Origin of the sequence: Bacillus sp. FJAT-42315, assembly GCF_002797375.1 — a bacterium.
Classification (GTDB): Bacteria; Bacillota; Bacilli; order Bacillales; family Domibacillaceae; genus Bacillus_CE.
In genome coordinates this window covers 664,031-682,044 of the sequence record NZ_KZ454941.1, presented here as the reverse complement: position 1 = coordinate 682,044, position 18,014 = coordinate 664,031, and the positions used below count along the sequence as shown (strand labels likewise).

Genomic DNA, 18,014 nt, shown 5'->3' with positions numbered 1-18,014 from the left:
CTAAGGGGTATGTGTTATCTTGATTCTTATAATACCCCATACCCTATAAAAAAGCAAGGGGGAAGTTGAATTTTTTTTTACCTTCCTTACTATTCCACAGAAGATCACAAAAAAATACGGCCTCCGCCAGTGGAAGCCGTATCGTCATTTATTCAACTTGATATTTTTCATCATACGATTGGACAGCCAAAAACCGAACGTTAAGGAAGCAGCGTCGATAATAATGAGCGTCCATGTATGGGTGTAGCCTTTGTAAACAGAAGCAGCGATTAAAGCAACTGTTAATATTAAACCTAGCACCTGATTATATGTGACCCGTGTAAAAAAAACGACGAGCAGAGCCGGCATACATATGGCTAGAATGATTTTTTCAACCATGTTTTCACTCCTGGAAAAAGACTAACTTTATTTGTCAGCATATTTTTGCACGATCATTTCAGTGACATAATTTAATTCGTTATGAGGGATAAATTCTTCAGACAACATATCTGGTAATATATGCTCGATAAAATATTGTACACAATTCATCTCATGGAATTTCATAATTGTCGACAAAGCTTCTTGATAGATTTCAAGAAATAATGGTTCTGGATTGCGCTTCAGTATTTCTCCAAACGATTCATAGAGAAGATCAATTTTATCTGCGACTGATAAAATGCGGCCTTCGAGTGTGTCGTCTTTGCCTTCTTTGAAGCGTTCCATATAAACAGCTTGCAATTCTTTCGGAAACTCCTGCTCGACAAATTTCTTCGCCATTTGCTCCTCTACTTGTGAAAACAGTGCGTTTAATTCATGAGAAGCATATTTGACCGGTGTTTTAATATCACCAGTGAATAGCTCAGCATAGTCATGGTTCAATGCTTTTTCATACAGTGAACGCCAATCGACCGCTTCCCCTGCCATTTCTTCAATCGTTCCTAAAAATTGGGCGATCTTTGTCACCTTAAATGAATGAGCCGCTACCGTATGTGTTTGATATTTGAATTTCCCCGGTAATCGAAATAAATGCTCTAAATCCGATAAACTTTTAAAATAATTATGAACGCCCATTCAACCACTCCTCCCAAATACTTAATCCCTTTTAAATAACAATTGAAGAAAGTCGGAGAAAAGTCAAGTAAAACCATGACATTATCTATAAAAATAGACATATCCTTAATGTAATCACACAATCATTAAGTGGTCTTTTTATCTTTATTAATGAGGTGAACTAAATTGAATTTATGGGAATTGGTCGTTGCTTTTATTTTAGGCTTGGTCGAAGGGGCCACGGAATTTGCTCCTGTTTCCTCGACAGGCCATATGATTATTGTCGATGATATGTTATTGAAATCGAAAGAAATATTTTCTCAGCCAGTGGCGAATACGTTCAAAGTAGTCATCCAACTCGGCTCGATTTTAGCAGTGGTCATTATATTTAAAGATCGACTTTTTCACTTACTTGGATTGAAAAAAAGAACAACAGCTGATCATCAAGAAATGTCTCAATTAAAATTAAGTGTGGTCATCGTTGGTCTACTTCCAGCGACCGTTCTCGGTTTTTTATTTGAAGACTATATCGATGAGCATCTTTTTTCAGTCAATACTGTACTGATTGGTCTAGTTGTCGGTGCTATTTTGATGTTGCTTGCTGATAAACTAGCACCAAAATATGTCCAAGCCGAAACAGTAGATGACGTCACTTATAAACAAGCCTTTTTAGTCGGTCTATTTCAATGTTTCGCACTTTGGCCAGGTTTTTCTCGTTCCGGTTCGACCATTTCCGGAGGTGTGTTGCTTGGGATGAGTCATCGGGCAGCTGCCGACTTTACCTTTATTATGGCTGTGCCCATCATGGCTGGTGCCAGTACGTTATCACTTATTAGCAACTGGGAATATTTCACGCTAGATGTTCTGCCGTTTTTCGTTGTTGGATTTATTAGTGCCTTTATCTTCGCCTTAATATCGATTCGTTTCTTCCTAGCACTCATCAATAAAATCAAACTAACGCCGTTTGCTATTTATCGAATCGTATTAGCTGCTGTGATTTATTTTGTCTTTTTATAAAAAAAAGCCTGGTTCGCATAAGCGAATCAGGCTTCTTGTATCGTTTCGTCTCGAAGGTTATTCTCTACTTCGGTGAGAATAATTGCCTTTTTTGAGACTTCGATAAATTTAATATGGTACCCTTCCATTTCGATAACTTTGAAGGTATAGTTTCCGCGTTCAATCGTGTCGCCTTCTTGGACTTCAAATTTTTCAGTTAACACCCAACCGCCGACTGTGTCCACGTCTTCATCGTCAATATCGAGTCCGAAGAGATCGTTGACTTCACTAATGAGTACTTTACCATCTAGAATTACTTGATGCTCATTGATTCGTTTAATCATTGGCGTTTCATCTTGGTCAAATTCATCGCGAATTTCACCAACGATTTCTTCGATGATATCTTCTACAGTGACAAGTCCAGCTGTACCACCATATTCATCAATTAAAATCGCCATTTGAATGCGATCTTTTTGCATTTTGACGAGCAAATCATGAATAGCGATCGATTCGATGACTTGGATCACCGGACGAATATAATGTTCAATGCTCACCTTTTTCTTGCTTTCGTCTCTAATAACGTCGGTCAAGATTTCTTTAATATTGACCATACCGATAATGCGGTCTTTATCACCATCAGTTACCGGGTAACGAGTGTAATTCTCTTCTAGCACCATCGAAATACAATCTTGCGCCGTCTCTGATTTATCGATCGCGATAATTTCCGTTCGCGGCACCATAATTTCTTTCGCTAGGCGATCATCAAATTCGAATATATTATTTACATATTTATATTCCGACTGATTAATTTCCCCGCTTTTCAAACTTTCCGATAAGATCATTCGCAATTCTTCTTCCGAGTGGGCCATTTCATGCTCAGCTACAGGCTTCAATCCAAATAGGCTGACAACTAGTCGAGAAGCCCCGTTCAGCGTTTTAATAAACGGGTACATAAGACGGTAAAACATAATCATTGGTTTTGCAAACAACAAGGCGACCGCTTCTGCTTTTTGAATAGCTACAGTTTTTGGCGCCAACTCCCCAATTACGACGTGTAAAAAGGTAATCCCCGTAAAGGCAATGACAAACGATAATGCACTCACGACGGAGGAGGAAAGTTCAAATCGCTCAAATACTGGCTCCAATAAGTGAACAACTGTCGGCTCCCCTAACCAACCTAGTCCTAAGGCTGTCACTGTAATACCAAGCTGACAAGCTGATAAATACTCATCCAAATTCGAAATTACCTTTTTGGCTGCTAGCGCGTTTTTGTTTCCTTCCGCTGCCAGTTGGTCAATCCTTGTGCTTCGAACCTTTACAATCGCAAACTCGGTCGCTACGAAAAAACCAGTTAATGCGATTAAAAGGGTAACCATGATTAAATTAAATATGTCGTCCAAATAACATCCTTACTGACATCTCTAGCCAGCAAGGAATTACACCTCCTGCTATAATTAAAATGAATATTTCTATTCAACCGTTCTCTTTTTTGTGCGTTGAGGCTTGTTCCGGCCTGTTGGCGTACAAAATTCAGTTCGGTTGCTTTGTGAAAGTGCCATCATGCTTACTGCCTTCCCAATACCCTCACCTCACTTTTTTCAGTTACTTCTACTTTAAAGCAACTGATTCATGTAGTCAATGTTCACAAACTAAAGAATGGTCTAAAAGATAAATATTGGCGCAATTATACTTGTGCTTGCGGATGGGCCACAATAATAAAGTCAGCTTCATTTGTCATCGATAAGCGGATGCGTCCTCCCCAATAGCCTGTAGGATCATCGACCGCCACCGTAATCGTATCTTCTACCATTGTCTCAATCGGATAGAGCTTTCCTTTGATAAACTCAAATGTCTGTTTTTCCGTTTTCACATCAAAATTTCGAGTCACCTTCATGTACAACATGGGGAAAACCTCCTTCAAGTATTCTTGCCAATCACATACCCTAATAACAGCTTATTCATTCTCAATTGAAAAAAATTCTGTGCAGCTTTATTTTCTGCACAGAATTTTTCATTTAATTTCTGTTAAAGTATTCATCTTGAAACATGCACATGCGGATCGCATCATGATATTTCCCATCAACGAAAAATTCATCCTTCAGCTCGCCTTCAATTCGAAAGCCTACTTTCTCATATACATGAATCGCTTTCTCATTCACTCTATCTACAATTAAATAAAGCTTATGCATGTTCAACACGGAAAATGCATAATACATCGCTAGCTTCGTTGCCTTGACAGAGTAGCCATGCCCCTGATGCTGTGGATGAATAATAATTTGAAACTCCGCTCGCCGATGAATATAATCAATTTCAACCAACTCAACAAGGCCTAGCATTTCCCCCTCTCGTTCAACGATAAAACGACGTTCACTTTGAACATGAATATGTTTATCATATAAATCTTGTAGCTCAACAAACGATTCATACGGCTCTTCAAACCAGTAAGACATAATTTTCGCATTATTATTGAGCTTATGAACAAACTTCAAATCTTCTCTCTCTAATGGACGCAACTTGACGTCGGCACTCATCTTCTTTCAGCCTCCGAATCTCAATGGATAGTATTTATCATATTCCCACTTTTAGTATAAAATGAAAAATGGAATCAGTCTAATCTATTGTGATAGAAAGCGAGATGGAATTATGAACCTCTTCGTTAAAGAGGTAGGTGCTGATAATTGGAAAGCAATCGCTCTATTATCAGTCACTGAAGATCAACAACCGTTTATTGAAAGCAATGCCTATTCAATCGCTCAATCAATATTTGAGCCTGAGTGGAGATCGGTCGGATTGTACGACGGCGAGACGCTCGTCGGTTATGCAATGTATGGACGTGAAAAATCGACCAAACAAATTTGGCTGGACCGCTTCATGATTGACCAAAGCTATCAAGGACAAGGCTATGCGACTCGTTTCTTAAAAGTTTTGCTCAAGCAAATAACAGAAACATATAAAGACGACCAAATTTTCTTAAGTATCTTTGCCGAAAATAAAGTCGCTCAACGATTATATGAAAAATTCGGATTCCGCCTAAATGGCGAAATTGATACCACTTCGAAAGTGGTAGGGTTAGTGATGGAGCTGAACATACAAAATAGAACGTAATCATAAAAGGGTGTCCCAACAGTCGACTGTTGAGACACCTTTTTTCTGTTGACTGAGACAATTGGGCGGGAAATCGCTGTTTTTAGTCGGGAATATGAGACAATTGGGCGCGAATTTGCTCGAATTGGGCATAAATCGTGACGAATTAGGCATCCTCCATATTGCTCACGAAAAAACCACCCTATGCCATCAATTACGGCACAGAATGGTTTTCGCTTTATTCTTTATCCGGAAACATAACGCTCCCATTGCTTGATTCAGATAATAAAAACCTCGTTAGTACATTAGAAAGTTCTTCTGGTGGATATGGTTTCGTTAAATACTTCTCAATCTTATATTGTTCCACTTTCTCTTTCACTTTATCGAGTGCCGAAGAAATGACGATCGGGATGTTGCTCGTTTGGTCTGTTTCTTTTAACTTTTGAACTAAGTCCCAGCCGTCCATTTCTTCTCCGAGCATGATATCAATGACGATACCGAGAAGCGGAGTGCGAAGAGCATCCTCAAACGCACGCTTAGGATCGTGATGATAAATAACAGTAAAGCCTTTGCTCTTTAATTCTTCAGATAAAAGCAGACCTAAACTCAAATCATCCTCTACAATCATGACTTGCAGACCCTTTTGCTCAGCAACTAGTTCTGCTGCTTTTTTCGTTTGTTCAGAAAGGCGTTTGTTCACAAGTGGCAACTGAAAATATACCGTTGTTCCACGCCCTTCTTCTGACTCAATCCAAATCTCACCACCATGTCTAGAGACAATCTCTTTACTAATGGCAAGACCTAACCCTGTGCCACCAATTTTTCGACTGGAGCTATTATCAATTCGCTTAAATTTTTGAAACAGTTTTGTCAGAGCGTTCGCTGGAATTCCAATTCCTTCATCTTTTATGCTTACTTGAAGTGCATCATTCATATTTTCAAGTGTAATTAACACGTCTCCGCCATCCGGGGAAAACTTGATCGCATTTCCGACCAAATTCGTTAAAAGCTGTATGATTCGCTCTTGGTCCCCCTTCACATCGACAAATCTTGCTTTATCAACTAAGTGAACATGATGCTGCTTTTCATGTCGGAAACGATTAACAATTTCAATCGCTAGTTCATCGAACGACAGTGTTTGCATCGAATACTGTTGCTTCCCAGACTCCATCCGCTGTAAATCAAGAAAGTCATTAATGAGATTCGTCAGGCGTTTCGCTTCCTTATGAATCGTCTCGATATATTTTTTCTGTCTCTCTGGTTTGACCGTTTTCGTCAATAGAAGCTCTGTAAAGCCAAGTACACTTGAGAGTGGCGTGCGCAGTTCATGACTCACCGTACTTACAAGCTCGGATTTCATTTGGTCAACTTCATATTCTCTCGTGATGTCACGATGAACAAATACCGTTCCTACCTTCTCCATTTCTTCGTATACACTTGTTGCATATACTTCAATAAAACTTGGCACTTCATGAGAGATTTTATAACGGATTTTTCTAGTTTCCTTGAAATCATCAGTGATTGCCTGCTCAAAGAAGTTCCTTAGCTCCTCTGGTTGATCGCAAAGTGACATAAAATGCTCCAACCAAGCTTGCTTTACAATCGTCCTTCCATCTAACCAATCTTGACACTGAACAAGATGACATAGCGATTCATTCACTTGAATGACATCCCCTGATAAGGAAACAAATTGAATCCCTTCATTTACATTGTCAATAATGTCTTGATTCAGCTGACGAGAACGTTCTACTTTTTCATACATTAGAATGCGTTCAAAGGCGATCGAGACACGGTTCATTAATCCATTAATATCCTCTAACTCTTGAGCAGAGAATGGGTGGCCTTCTCTTGTCGCCATCATGACTGCTACAAGCTTACCGCTAGAATCTAATACAGATGAATATAAATCGTAGCAACAATACGGTTCTGTAGCAATCCCTTGTGCTTCCGGCGTTACTGTTCGTGTGATAACAAATGATTTTTCTTCCTCTAATCGCACTCGTTTGTCCTCATTAAGCATTCCAACAACCTGCTGGATCGATTGCTCTGATAATCCCTTAGAAGCATAACCGTTCCCTTCCCATAAATACATTAAACTTCTATCAAATCTATTTAATTCATCTAAGTATTTATGCACACCTGCCACTAGCTGTTGCTTATCTAATGTAAATGTTAATGCGTGATTGAGCTGATTATATTTTTGCAATTGACTAAGTGATCGTTGCAATTGCTCCTGATTGTCTTGCAATGCGATTTGTTGGGCAGTCAGCTCTTCATTTTGAGCCATCAGTACTTCTTCTTTTTCTAAAATAGATTTTGACATAAACTGAAACGAACTAGACAGTGCGCCTAGCTCATCTTGGCGCTTAACTAACGGTCCAAGTTCAAAAGAATCACCTGCCGCTATCGCATTGGTTGCTGTAGTTAATTGTTCAACTGGTCTGATGAGATTATACAGGACTCTCCACATCATCATAGCCATGAACAGTAAAATAAGTCCGCTCAGCATAAAGGAAAAGAACGTAAATTGCTGTGCTTGTTCAATCGTTTTTTGGAAGATATCGTTTAATTCTTCATCCGTTTTGGATTTATAATCTTTTGCATAAACAACAAATTGATTGACGAGATCATTAGTCCCGCTACTGGAAAGCTTCCGTAATGCCTCATAGTCATCCGCCTCAACATAACCGATTGCTTCCGGAAGAATTTTTTGTTTATAATTCACATGAAAGTCAACTAAACTTTTATATAATTCACGTTCTTTGCTTGTTAAATCTAATTTCGAGAATTGTTCTAGTAAACGCTCAAACTCTGCTAAGTCCTTATAGAGCAATTGAAGCTCTTGGTCGTTTTGAAAAGCATAGTATCCTCTCGCCCGAAAGAAAATTCCATTGAAGCTCTCTTCCAGCTTGTCCACGATAACCGCTTTCTCACGAATCGACTCTCTCTCTTCTTTTAAACTCTCATTAACCGAATCCGCATAAAGAAAAAACGTAATAACCGTGACCAAAATAAACATCGTCAATGTCAAAATCATTCTTAAAAATCGATTGCGGATACTTTTCTCCAATAAAGGAAGAGACTTAAACATTCAAAATTTCCTCCACAACTTGGGCTAAATCCACTGGACTAAACGGCTTGGACATAAAATAATCGGCACCTTTCTCTAACACAGCTTGCCGATCAGCTTCCTGAGCCTTCGCCGTTAGCATAAGAATCGGCAACGTTTGTTTAATCTCTTTTGGAAGTTGTTCAATCACTTCAATCCCCGTTATATTTGGCATCATATAATCTAAAATCATTAAATCATACGATTGCTCACTCACTTTGTTAAGCGCTTCTTCTCCATCCTCTGCTTCCTCGATCTCGTAACCTAAATCCTCTAACGTATCACAAATCAACATACGCAAAATTTCTTCATCATCTACTACTAAGATTCTTTTCATCATTTCCTCCCCTTTAAATTAGTACTCTCTTAATCAAACGTACGATTCGTTGTGATACCTCTTGAATATCAAACGGTTTCACAATATAATCATCTGCTCCACATTCTAACGCACGAATGACATCTTGCTCACTGCTCCGACCCGTCAGCATCGAAACAAGCACATTGTTTGCTGGATAACGTTCTCTTAGCTGCTTAAGCACGTCAAACCCATCCAGACCTGGCATCCTTCCATCTAATAGAATGATATATTTTCCGCTAGGTGTATACCAATTAGAATGTAAAAAACTTACTCCATCGCTAAACTCTAACACGTCGATCTCATATTTATCATTGGACTTCCATGTAGAAAAATGCTTAGAGATCATTTCTCGGACAATAAATACGTCATCTACGATAATAACCGTAATTTTCATCCGCTGTTGGACATCTTCTACATGTGATCCGAAAATAACCGTCTTATTTCTTCCGGACTGCTTCGCGTTATAAAGAGCTTGGTCAGCTTCTTCTAATAATTTCTTCGGATGCAGATTCGCCCTTGTGGCCTCTACTACTCCAGTCGAAAAGGTCACCTGAAAGTTTACATCATTAGCTGTAAATACTTTTTTTGCCATCGATTTTCGAAGTCGCTCAAGCAATACATAGGCATCATCAGCTGTACTATTAGGCATTAAAAGGGCAAACTCCTCTCCCCCATATCGACAAGCAATATCCTGCTCACGCTTCACCTTTTTCACTAAAGCAGCAAAGCCTTGTAATACCTCATCTCCAACAAGGTGACCGTATGTATCATTGACCTTTTTAAAAAAGTCTAAGTCCAACAGCGCGACAGCAAATGGTTCTTCATCTCTATTAAACTGTTGAATAAGCTGCTGAAAACGATCATTCATATATTTCCGATTAAACATCTTTGTCAATTCATCCATCACAATTGACTGCTCTAATTCAATTTTATAATTAATACGATTGGTCACATAGGAAATCAAAATGTCTTGATCGATCGGTTTAGCAATAAAATCTAACGCCCCCATCTCATAAGCACGGATTCGATTTTTCGGGCTACCATCTGCACTCATCATAGCTACGATAATATGCTCTTTTTTCACTTTCTGTAAAATATCTTCTAAAATCGCGAAACCGTTTGTGTCTGGAAGTTTAATATCTAAAAAGACCATGGCTGGCTTCACTTCATACAATAACTCTAATCCACGCTGACCATTATGGGCGATGAGGACCGAGTAGCCTTCTTTCTCCAAAAGATCTTTCACAAATGTAATAAATACGATATCATCATCAATTACTAAAATAAACTCTTTTTCTGACTTAGTCTCATTCTTATGCTCATCCATTGGTTCCACAGCAGTGGTAGCTACATTCTTCTCATAAAAATGTAACCCCTCAATCATCGGAGCTAAATAATTTTGCCAATCTGATGTTAACCATTGCTGTTGCCCATCTTCTTTAACTGATTCTAGTTTTTCACTAGAAATGACACTTAATTCACTTAATCCAACCGTTCCTGCTGTTCCCTTTAAACTATGTAAAAACAGATATAGCTCTTTCTCTGTAATAAATTCACGTTCTTCCCACTTTCGAAAGTCTTCTTGCATTCGCTCATAAATCATTTTTTGATACTTCGCTATTACCATTTTGATCTCTCCATTTTTATTATTAATCACAGCATAACGTTTTGTTTCTTGAATTTTATAAATAAACTATTTTTTCTTTTTATGTAAATTATACTATTATTTTCGATGCACTTTCATTTAATTCACCATAACTTTTTACTTTTTGATGAACTCTACTCATTTTCTTCAAATTTCCACTTTTTAGCTTCACTTACGCAATACAACAGAAAAGGCTTAAAAGTAAATATGCCTTACTTTTAAGCCTTTTCTTTGCAACAATTTGTGGACACTTCACATACCAGCTTCTTCTAAATACGGCTCGTCTTCTGTTGCTAAAATGAGACCAAGCTCGTAATGCTCTCCTTGATAAAGCGAGCCTTGAACGAAGCGAATTTCTCCCCTTATATCGATCACTTCTAGCTTGCAATAAGCCGCATTCTTTTGTAGTGCCGCATAAAATTCGGTTTCCGTACTCACTTCGACCCCGTTCGCCTTATAAACGATCTCTCCAATTTTCAGCTTCATTTTTTTTGCTGGTGACAGTGGAAGGATGCCTAAAATCATTACACCCCTTGGCTGCGGAGTAAAGAAATAATGACGGTTTTTCTCATACGAATAATGACGCCAAGCAATCCAAAGCCGAACGAGTGCTGCGAAAATAATCGCCACGATTGCAAACATTGGTTTCCAATAAGCAGCAATGGCAAATGCAAGCGTAAATAAACCGGTAGCAATGATGTTTTTCCCTGTGACTTTAACCGCAAGCTCTGGTAGCGTGCTTTTAATCCATTGAACAAAGCCGATTAAGAAGGGATAAAGAATTAACGCATAATTTTCAGCGCCAATCGAAATCACTGGCCACCACGGAAACGGAGCGGATAATTCACCGACAGGCATGACGAGAAAGACAGGAACTAACCATAAACGCTGAGCGACATGCACGCCGACCTTTAAGCCACGTGGACTTTGAACGAGTCGCGGCGACGTCCCTTGCCAACCCCTTTTTAAGATAAGCACCCCTTCTGTAATCATCAGCAAGCCGGTGATGATCGCGAGCGTCAACAGCAGGTGATTGAAAGATAATCCCTCATACGAGATAAATGCCCAGCCAAATTGTTCCGATACAACAAAGATGATAAAAGCAAGGCCAATCGTCCATGCGGGTGACAATAAACGAAAGCCGCTCATACTTAAAATAATCGTAATCGCCGCAATAAAGTTCAACAAATCAAGCGGAAGCGTCACCCCAACGGTGATCGTGATAACCGATACCAACAAACCAAGCAACAAGCTTGAAGGCAAAATGTAACGAACCTCATCATACAGGTCATACACACGCGTGTCGAAGTCTTTTCTTTCTCGATTGACGCGAAACATCCCGACAGCAATTGCTAGCAGAAATGAAAAATAGAAGATCGGATGAATAAATAACTTTCCCACTCCGACTAATAACTCAAGTAACCATTCTTGTACCATGGCGTCACCAACCTTACTTTCTTATCCATTTACTTATCATTGTACCAAAAAAAGCTTAACGATGGCGTTGAACGCTAAGCTTTTTTTCTTTATCCCTATTTATCTCTTAAATACCCAAGAGCAGCTTGGAGTTGTCGATCATTCTTTTCTTTCTTCATTTCTTCCATCCATTTTCTTTCTAAATAGTCGGCTGTTTCTTGATCGATGACCCCGGTTTGCTCAAGATCTGCTTGAAGCTGCACAGCACGTACCGACTTTTCCGTTTCTTTATTAAAGTAACCATCCGTTCGTCCCGGGCCATATCCCAGTCCTTCCAGCATCATTTGCGCACTTTTCACACTGTCATTGTTCATTTCTCGCTTCAGTGACTTCTCGATTTGCAGCGGATGAGCATAGAAATAGTCTGGTTGTCGCACTTCAACGTCCGGGCGAATCCCTTTTTGATGAATCCAATGCCCCTTTGGCGTTAACCATTTATGAGTCGTCAATTTTAAGTTACTTCCATCTCCGAGTGGGACCGGCTGCTGGACCGTCCCTTTCCCAAAGGTTGTCTCTCCAATGATTTTATAACCTTCAGCTTCTTGAAGTGCACCAGCGAGGATTTCAGAAGCGGAAGCACTACCTTGATCGGTTAACACAGCGATCGGGTATGGCTTTACTTTTTCCTTTTTCGAGAAATATGGGATTTTTCGGCCGTTTCGATCTTCAATCTGTACATACGGTCGATTTTCGGTGACGAATTCCTTTAAAATTTCTTCAACGCTCACTAAGAAGCCGCCTGGATTTCCACGCACATCAATTAAAAGCCCATCCATGTTTTTGTCCTCTAGTTTGTGTAATTCTCGTTTAAATTCCTTGGCGGTGTCTTCCGAAAAGGAAGTAATTTCAATGATGCCGATCGACTGCCCACGTTTTTTGTTCATTTTAGCAATGACCGTTTCTAACGGGATTTCATTGCGCTTCACTTTCACCTCAAGCGGCTTGGACATGCCTGGACGGACGATGCCGATCGTGACGCTTGTCCCTTTTTTGCCGCGAATTTTTTTCGTTGCTTCAAAAATCGTTAAACCGCTCACCGAATCCCCATCAATCGAGACGATTTGATCTTTTGGCTTCAATCCCGCTTTTTCAGCCGGAGAGTCTTTAAATGGCGCAACAATGATCAGCTTTCCATCCTCGACAGTGATCTCAGCTCCAATCCCTTCAAAAGAGGAGTCTAACGATTCTTCAAACTGCTTCACCGTTTCAGCATCCATATAGACCGAATACGGATCTTTTAGTGAAGCGACCATGCCGTCGATCGCGCCTTCAATTAGCTCGGCTCGATCGACTTTCGCCACATACTTATTCCCAATCATCTCATAAGCCGTCTGTACTTTATACAGCTCATCTGGCACTTTATACGACGGTGACGGCTCCGCCTGTTCTTCCTTTACCTCCCAAGCAGACAGCCCCGCATACATGCCCCCCGCTCCCGAAAAAAAAGAAGCCACCATCACCACAACAACCCATTTCCTCTTCACGATCTCGCCTCCTCCAATATGGAAAGCTTCCTTCCAAAATCTGTCCTCACTCCAGGATAACCTCTCTACCCTACCCTATGAAAAAAGCAACCAAAATATGAATAAGGGTCTGACCTCCAAGTGAAGGTCAGACCCTTATTGTTGATTATTTTAATTCACTCACCAATTGTTGCATCATCTGTTCATCCATTGGACCGACGATTTTTTGGTGGACGGTGCCATCGGTGTTGAGCACGTACGTCGTTGGGATCGTGAAGGCTTCGTATTGTTTGCCAAGCGTGCCTTCTTCATCTAGTAAGATCGGAAAAGTGAGTTCATATTGTTTCGCAAAGTCAGCCACCGCTTCTTTTCCTTTATCGTTTTTCGTTAAGTTCACCGCGAGAATTTCCACGTTATTTTTTTCGGCTTCTTTTTCATAATAGCTTTGCATATGAGGCATTTCTGCTTTACATGGTGGACACCAAGTCGCCCAGAAGTTTAAAATCACTTTCTTCCCCTCGTAATCCGATAAAGATACTTCCTCTCCTGCAATCGTCTTTACCGTAAAGTCCGGTGCCTTTTCTCCAAGACCAATTCCCGTTTGCATAGCGGATGGAGCTTGAGAATCCGTTGCTTTCATACCCGGATTTTCAATTTCTGTTACTTCCTCTCGATCCTTTATCACATTCACAACTGCGATTCCGATTAACAGAATGAGCAGTAATAACCCAAACCATTTTTTAGCCAACTGTCTTTCCCCTCCTTATCAATATGAAGCCTATGGCGACTCCGATATACAATAACCCATTCGTTGAAAATACGGCTCCTTCCCACGACTCAAACAGCAATTGCCAAAGAGTAAATAGCAATAGTGCTTGTAAAGGAGCTTTACTGAAAAATGATACAGCCAAGATTCCACCCGTCAAGCGAAGGATATGAAAGAGCCCTACTTGTCCACTCAACATCGCTAAAAGCAGCTCAAATAACGTGATCACGATCAGCCAGATCTTGATCGCATCATACCACTGTTGTCTCGGCCACTTCCATGCTATATATATGAATGCAACAATCACTGCAAGCCAAACACCTCGATCCCCACCGTTAAAATAGAGCAAAGACATCGGTGCTTCGATCACGAGCGAAAAACTAAAAAGAGCGATACTAAATTTCCAAACAAGAATGAACAAAAGAACGGTATTTCCATATACATCTAACAAGTCTTTCTCTTTCTTCCACCAAAGATAGAGAGCAATCAGTAAAAAAGCAAGTCCAAGAGCGAGCTGAGAAGCGGGTACCGTAAGTGATCCTATCGTATACCATTTCATTCTATACTATTCCTTCATATCCGAATCATTATTATTTAATCCATTTCGTGACATTTAAATTGCCCCTTCAATACCTTATTAGGTATTATCTTATAATAAAGTGCGTTTCTAGTCCACTATGTAGAAAGTGAGCGCCCTCTCACTAGGACGCTCACTACGTTCAAAAATTTCTTCTGTTAGCACCAGCCAATATAAGCAGACCCAACGATAATTAACAAAATGAACAATACAACGATTAACGCGAAGCCGCCTCCGTATCCGCAACTCATTTGCTACACCTCCCCTTTCACTTACAATTACAATTTATTCAAAAGGGGAGACTTTGCGTGGGCATTTGCCTAATATTCATTTCTGGTCTTGCAAATTCACCTAGAAGCTATTAGCAAAGCATCTCAAAAAAACTGCCTGCCGATACAACGTTGGCAGACAGTTTTTTCATTAAAAATTAACATATTTTCGCGGATTCACTGCATTTTCTTTCGATTGTGTCCACGGACCCTCATGCACTTCAAAGTGTAAATGCTGTCCGTAAGAACGTCCAGTATTCCCCATGTATCCAATCTTTTGACCTTTTGATACGTGACCACCTTGGACAAGACGTTCAGACATATGAGCATAAACCGTTGTTAACACTTTCCCATTGATCGAATGCGAGATGAAAATCACATTTCCATATGTAGAAGAATAATACGAACGACTAACGACTCCATCTGCAGCGGCGACGATTGGTACACTCACACTATTGGCAATATCAATCCCTTTATGATTACCTAAACTACGATGACCAAATTCCGAAGAGACGGTCCCTTGGGCCGGTATCATAAATGACCCAGATGTTGCTGCTGGTGTATCATTTGAACGATCTGGTGTAGATGTTGATGTTGAGCTATTTGACGAAGCTTGTGACTGCTCCTGCTCTTTTCGTCTTTGTTCTTTTCGTATTTCCTCTTGTTCTTTCGCTAATCTTGTTTTCTCAGCAGCAATCGCTTGTTTAATCGCTTCATCTTGAGACGATAAAATCTCTTTCTCTTCCTCAAGACTTAGTTTGTCATTATGCATCTCATCTTCTTCGGAGGCTAACTGCTGCATCACTCGATCTTTAGCCGCTTGTTTTTGTTCTAGTTCGACTTTCAACGATTGTAAACTAGCAAGCATTTCTTCAAGACTCGCTAACTTCGCCTTAACCTGCTTCTCATTCTCTTCTAGCTGTGCTTTATCTTTTTCTTGCTCTTCAAGAATTTCTTTATCAGCATTAACTAATTTCGTGACAGCCGTTGCTCGATCAACGAAATCGCCAAAGCTTTCCGCACCAAGAATGACATCAAGATATTGCGCTGATCCGCCATTTTTTTGAAGTGCCCGAGCACGATCATCTAATACGAGATTGCGTTGCTCAATTCGTTTCTTTAGCTCTTCTATTTCCTTTTTTAATTTTTCAATTTCTTTTTGCGTTTGAACGATCTTTTCTTGCTTATCACGAATGTTGGATTCAGTTTTGGAAACCTCTGAATCTAGCTTTTCAATTTCAACAGACAGCTGATCCTGTTGCCCTTGTAGCTCATTGATTTTCTTATTTTTTTCACCGATGCTTTGCTCAAGATCCGATTGTTTATTTTCAATTTGATTTTGACGGTTTTCAAGATCAGATAACTTAGAAGCAAATGCTTCATTCGTCCATCCAAAAGTGCCGCTAACACCTAGAGATGTAACTAATGCGACCGTAAGACCTACACGTTTCTTCACACCAAATTCCCCTCTATCTTTATATTTTCAAAAATTTACGCACCGACATCACACTTCCCCACATGCCGATAAATGCTCCAATGAGTAAAACAATGCTGCTCACCTGAAGGACAAATGGAAAATAATCTAGCATTTGAACAAGCTGACCTTGCATTCGTGCGATAAATTCCTTCAAGGCATAGTGATAACCAATTACAATCACCATAACTGGCAACACCGAGCCTAGTAATCCAATCCACAAACCCTCTAATAAAAATGGCCAACGGATAAACCAGTTCGTCGCTCCTACTAATTTCATAATCTCAATTTCTTTACGACGAGCAAAAATCGTCATTTTGATTGTATTCGAGATTAAAAACATCGCGGTGAACAATAGACCGACAATCAATATAAGTCCAATATTGCGACTCGTCTTTAACACATTAAATAGTTTTTCGACTTTCTTCTCGCCGTACACAGCGGATTCAATCGAATCAAATGTTTCGATTTTCTTGGCGATCTTAGGTGTATCTACCGGTCGCTTCGCTTTGACGATATAGACATCATACAGAGGATTTCGCTGTTCATACAGGGCAAAATCATCCCCTAAGTCTTGAATTAAATTGTCTAGCTCTTGTTCCTTTGACGAGTAGGTAATACTTTCGACCTCAGGCAACTTCTGAATCTCTTCCTTCAATAATTGCTTGTCCACTTCCGTTGCATCTAGCTCTATGTGGACACGAACTTCTACATCTTGCTCAATATCCGTCGCGATTTTGTTCATATTCAAAATGACAACAAGAAACACTGCCACTAACAATAGTGTCATCGTGACTGCAGAGGTGGCGGCAAAGGTCATCCAACCATTTCTGCTAAGGTTCTTAAAGCTTTCTCGAAAATGACGTCGAAGTGTACTAGGCTTCATAGCCATAATCACCTCGCTGTTCATCACGGACAATTCGCCCTTTATCAATTGCAATCACGCGGTGGCGAATTTTATTAACAATCTCTTTATTGTGAGTCGCCATCACAATCGTCGTTCCTCTTCCGTTTATTTCCTGAAAAATACTCATAATATCCCAGGCAGTGTCAGGGTCGAGATTACCTGTCGGCTCATCAGCTATCAATACTTTCGGCTGATTCACAAACGCACGGGCAATCGATACACGCTGCTGCTCTCCTCCTGACAACTCGTTCGGTAGCATTCTCGCTTTATTCTTTAGACCAACTAGTTGCAGTACTTCCATAACTCGTTTCTTAATATTCTCTGGACTTTCCTCGATCACTTCTAAGGCAAAGGCGACATTTTCATATACCGTTAGCGTCGGTAGCAATTTAAAATCTTGAAAGACGACGCCGACTTGACGTCGAAAATAAGGGATACTGCTCTCTTTTAATACAGACAAATTCATCCCATTAACGACAATTTTCCCACTCGTTGGTCGTTCTTCGCGGTACATCATCTTAATGAACGTCGACTTTCCCGCACCACTTGGCCCAACAACATACACAAACTCGCCTTGTTTAATCGCAACATCAATCCCATGTATAGCCGTTACTCCATTGGGATATTTTTTTGTCACGCCTTTCATATCTATCATACAATCACCTATTTATTCTTTGAACTGTTGTAAATCCAGACTCATTATAACACTGAATTAAAGTTTATTCAGGTTCATTTGTATTACATTTTCTTTTCGTCTGTAATAAACTTGAGTATTTTTTCCTCATATGTATTCCGAAAAAATAGGATAAGAATTGGATAGGAAAGCTTTTCTCTCTTATGAAATATTCGACATAATTGCGC

At 39.9% G+C, this 18,014-nt stretch carries 18 protein-coding genes; 2 read left to right on the top strand and 16 right to left on the bottom strand.

Going from position 1 to position 18,014, the window contains the following annotated elements:
• Nucleotides 1–144: 144 nt before the first annotated feature.
• On the bottom strand, nt 145–378 hold the full coding sequence (locus CEF22_RS03095) for a CsbA family protein (RefSeq protein ID WP_100401714.1): 234 nt from the start codon (nt 376–378) through the stop codon (nt 145–147).
• A gap of 27 nt (nt 379–405) precedes the next feature.
• Nucleotides 406–1,050, bottom strand: a complete 645-nt coding sequence (locus CEF22_RS03090) for a YfbR-like 5'-deoxynucleotidase (protein ID WP_100401713.1) — start codon at nt 1,048–1,050, stop codon at nt 406–408.
• A 165-nt stretch (nt 1,051–1,215) separates the two neighbouring features.
• Between CEF22_RS03090 and CEF22_RS03085 the strand changes: the two genes are divergently transcribed.
• Nucleotides 1,216–2,046 (top strand): undecaprenyl-diphosphate phosphatase, encoded by an 831-nt coding sequence (locus CEF22_RS03085; protein WP_100401712.1) that lies wholly within the window; start codon nt 1,216–1,218, stop codon nt 2,044–2,046.
• 26 nt (nt 2,047–2,072) lie between these two features.
• Here the strand turns inward: CEF22_RS03085 and CEF22_RS03080 are convergent, their stop codons facing one another.
• The 3 genes from CEF22_RS03080 to speG form a co-directional block, all read right to left on the bottom strand.
• Nucleotides 2,073–3,401 carry a hemolysin family protein gene (locus CEF22_RS03080; RefSeq protein ID WP_095480488.1) on the bottom strand — a complete coding sequence of 443 codons (1,329 nt, stop codon included), beginning with the start codon at nt 3,399–3,401 and terminating at the stop codon, nt 2,073–2,075.
• A gap of 308 nt (nt 3,402–3,709) precedes the next feature.
• Complete coding sequence (locus CEF22_RS03075; protein ID WP_095480489.1) at nt 3,710–3,928, bottom strand: hypothetical protein; 219 nt, start codon at nt 3,926–3,928, stop codon at nt 3,710–3,712.
• 112 nt (nt 3,929–4,040) lie between these two features.
• Complete coding sequence (speG, locus tag CEF22_RS03070) at nt 4,041–4,556, bottom strand: spermidine N1-acetyltransferase (RefSeq protein WP_094836673.1); 516 nt, start codon at nt 4,554–4,556, stop codon at nt 4,041–4,043.
• A 112-nt stretch (nt 4,557–4,668) separates the two neighbouring features.
• Here speG and CEF22_RS03065 point away from each other — a divergent pair, with 112 nt between their 5' ends.
• Nucleotides 4,669–5,130 (top strand): GNAT family N-acetyltransferase, encoded by a 462-nt coding sequence (locus CEF22_RS03065; protein WP_100401711.1) that lies wholly within the window; start codon nt 4,669–4,671, stop codon nt 5,128–5,130.
• 217 nt (nt 5,131–5,347) lie between these two features.
• On the opposite strand, the gene CEF22_RS03060 is transcribed toward CEF22_RS03065, so the two are convergent.
• From CEF22_RS03060 to ftsE, 11 genes are all read right to left on the bottom strand, one after another.
• On the bottom strand, nt 5,348–8,200 hold the full coding sequence (locus tag CEF22_RS03060; RefSeq protein ID WP_100401710.1) for an ATP-binding protein: 2,853 nt from the start codon (nt 8,198–8,200) through the stop codon (nt 5,348–5,350).
• Entirely contained in the window at nt 8,193–8,555 is a 363-nt protein-coding gene (locus CEF22_RS03055; RefSeq protein WP_100401709.1) for a response regulator transcription factor, read from the bottom strand. Before CEF22_RS03055 ends, CEF22_RS03060 begins: the two co-directional genes overlap by 8 nt.
• A gap of 13 nt (nt 8,556–8,568) precedes the next feature.
• Nucleotides 8,569–10,203 carry a diguanylate cyclase gene (locus tag CEF22_RS03050; protein WP_100401708.1) on the bottom strand — a complete coding sequence of 545 codons (1,635 nt, stop codon included), beginning with the start codon at nt 10,201–10,203 and terminating at the stop codon, nt 8,569–8,571.
• Nucleotides 10,204–10,473: 270 nt separating this feature from the next.
• The gene (locus CEF22_RS03045) at nt 10,474–11,658 is read right to left on the bottom strand and encodes a PDZ domain-containing protein (RefSeq protein ID WP_100401707.1); all 1,185 of its coding nucleotides are present in this window, start codon (nt 11,656–11,658) and stop codon (nt 10,474–10,476) included.
• 95 nt (nt 11,659–11,753) lie between these two features.
• Nucleotides 11,754–13,181, bottom strand: a complete 1,428-nt coding sequence (locus CEF22_RS03040) for a S41 family peptidase (protein WP_269799364.1) — start codon at nt 13,179–13,181, stop codon at nt 11,754–11,756.
• Between the two features lie 145 nt (nt 13,182–13,326).
• Nucleotides 13,327–13,908, bottom strand: coding sequence for a peroxiredoxin family protein (locus CEF22_RS03035; RefSeq protein ID WP_100401706.1), 582 nt, complete (start codon nt 13,906–13,908; stop codon nt 13,327–13,329).
• Nucleotides 13,901–14,485, bottom strand: a complete 585-nt coding sequence (locus tag CEF22_RS03030; protein ID WP_100401705.1) for a hypothetical protein — start codon at nt 14,483–14,485, stop codon at nt 13,901–13,903. The genes CEF22_RS03035 and CEF22_RS03030 overlap by 8 nt, the downstream gene beginning before the upstream one ends.
• Nucleotides 14,486–14,661: 176 nt before the next feature.
• A complete protein-coding gene (locus tag CEF22_RS03025) occupies nt 14,662–14,754 on the bottom strand; it encodes a YjcZ family sporulation protein (RefSeq protein ID WP_094834447.1) in 93 nt (30 codons plus the stop codon).
• Between the two features lie 169 nt (nt 14,755–14,923).
• Nucleotides 14,924–16,228: a murein hydrolase activator EnvC family protein gene (locus tag CEF22_RS03020; RefSeq protein ID WP_100401704.1), complete on the bottom strand. Its 1,305-nt coding sequence runs from the start codon at nt 16,226–16,228 to the stop codon at nt 14,924–14,926.
• Nucleotides 16,229–16,247: 19 nt separating this feature from the next.
• Nucleotides 16,248–17,132: a permease-like cell division protein FtsX gene (ftsX, locus tag CEF22_RS03015; protein WP_100401703.1), complete on the bottom strand. Its 885-nt coding sequence runs from the start codon at nt 17,130–17,132 to the stop codon at nt 16,248–16,250.
• Entirely contained in the window at nt 17,122–17,808 is a 687-nt protein-coding gene (gene ftsE, locus CEF22_RS03010) for a cell division ATP-binding protein FtsE (RefSeq protein WP_100401702.1), read from the bottom strand. Before ftsE ends, ftsX begins: the two co-directional genes overlap by 11 nt.
• Nucleotides 17,809–18,014 lie beyond the last annotated feature (206 nt).